This window comes from Streptomyces sp. NPDC127100, assembly GCF_042724095.1.
GTDB lineage: Bacteria > Actinomycetota > Actinomycetes > Streptomycetales > Streptomycetaceae > Streptomyces.
This window is the reverse complement of sequence record NZ_JBHXFL010000018.1, coordinates 60,578-62,201: the sequence shown is the minus strand read 5'-3', so window position 1 is coordinate 62,201 and position 1,624 is coordinate 60,578. Positions and strand designations below refer to the sequence as shown.

Annotated in this window: 2 protein-coding genes; both read left to right on the top strand. The window is 73.5% G+C overall.

Annotation, left to right across the window (positions count from 1 at the left end; genetic code table 11):
• Positions 1–96 precede the first annotated feature (96 nt).
• On the top strand, positions 97–417 hold the full coding sequence (locus ACFWJB_RS18570; protein WP_386923372.1) for an L-rhamnose mutarotase: 321 nt from the start codon (positions 97–99) through the stop codon (positions 415–417).
• Positions 418–494: 77 nt separating this feature from the next.
• The gene (locus ACFWJB_RS18565; RefSeq protein WP_385473635.1) at positions 495–1,523 is read left to right on the top strand and encodes a LacI family DNA-binding transcriptional regulator; all 1,029 of its coding nucleotides are present in this window, start codon (positions 495–497) and stop codon (positions 1,521–1,523) included.
• Positions 1,524–1,624: the final 101 nt, after the last annotated feature.

Below are 1,624 nucleotides of genomic sequence, written 5' to 3'. Positions count from 1 at the left end.
ACCAAACACCTCTCCGACCAATACCCCAACAACACGGGGGGGGGGGCGCCCCCCGGCGCCGCCGCCCCCCCCCACCGTCGGCAGCGAGGTGATCCGATGCAACGTGTCTGCTTCCTTCTGAAGGTCCGCTCGGAGCGGGCCGCCGAGTACCGCGAGCGCCACCGGGAGGTATGGGCCGACATGCGCGCCGCCCTCACCGCGGCCGGCTGGCGCAACTACAGCCTCTTCCTGCGGGAGGACGGCCTGCTCGTCGGCTATCTGGAGACCGACGACTTCGAGGCGGCCCGCGCGGCCATGGACGCGACCGAGGTGAACGCCCGGTGGCAGGCGGAGATGGCGGAGTTCTTCGAGGAACTCGACGGGCAGGCGCCCGATACCGCCATGCGCCCCCTCACCGAGGTCTTCCACCTGGCGTGAGCCCTCCCGGCTCCGCAGGACGAACGCTTCCCCGCGCCCGTACGACGGCGGGGAATGGACAGCAGGGAACAACACACATGACGCACTCCACGCCGACGGTCGGCATCAAGGACGTGGCACGGGAGGCGGGCGTCTCCGTCGGCACGGTGTCCAATGTGCTCAACCAGCCCGGCCGCGTCTCGCAGCGGACACGGCGTCATGTGGAGCAGGTGATCGCGCGCCTGGGATACGTGCGCAGCGAATCCGCCCGGCAGTTGCGGGCGGGCCGCAGCCGTGTCGTGGCGGTGCTCGTCCTGGACATGGGCAACCCCTTCTTCGTCGACCTGGCCCAGGGAGCGGAGCGCACGGCCCGGGACGCGGGTCTCGCCGTCACGCTGTGCAACAGTGCGCAGAGCGCGCGGAAGGAGGCCGAGTACCTCGACCTCTTCGCCGAGCAGCGGGTCCGCGGGGTGCTGGTCACGCCCGCCGACCCCGGTAGACGGAGTCTGGGCGAGTTCCGCCGGCACGGCATCCCCTACGTGATCGTGGACCGGGTGGCGGGGGACGAACCGGGCTGCTCCGTCTCGGTCGACGACATCGCCGGCGGTGCCATGGCGGTCCGGCACCTCACCGGTGCCGGGCACCGCTCCATCGCCTTCGTCAGCGGACCGCCGCATCTCAGGCAGATCCAGGACCGCAGGGCGGGGGCCCTGAGTGCCGTCGCCGAGGCCGGCCTGCCGCCCACCGCGCTGCGGGAACTCCCCACCGAGCGTCTCGACGTGGCCGCCGGACGTGACGCGGGGGCCAGGCTGCTGGGTCTGGCGGCGCGGCCCACCGCGGTCTTCTGCGCCAACGACCTGCTGGCCCTCGGCGTGCTCCAGTTCATGTACACGGCCGGTGTGAAGGTCCCGGACGACCTGGCCCTCGTGGGGTACGACGACATCGAGTTCGCCGCGGCGGCCACCGTTCCGCTGACGTCCGTCCGTCAGCCGGCCCGCGCCATGGGCGCGCTGGCGGCCGACCTGCTGCTCCAGGAGGCCGGTGACCGGCCGGACGAGCACCGGCACCGGCACGTGGTCCTCCAGCCCGAGCTCGTCGTCCGCGGTTCCAGCCTGCCCAGCCGCTGACCGCGCGCGGAGCCCGGCGGCGGGGGGGGGGTGGGGGGCCCCCCCCCCCCGGGGGTGAGGGGGGGGGGGGCGCGGTGTGGGACGGGTAGGGAGAGGCGCCC

Excerpts from the sequence above, each read along its gene's own strand:
- ACFWJB_RS18570 (WP_386923372.1), top strand. The coding sequence starts at position 97 with ATGCAACGTGTCTGCTTCCTTCTGAAGGTCCGCTCGGAGCGGGCCGCC.
- ACFWJB_RS18565 (WP_385473635.1), top strand. The coding sequence starts at position 495 with ATGACGCACTCCACGCCGACGGTCGGCATCAAGGACGTGGCACGGGAG.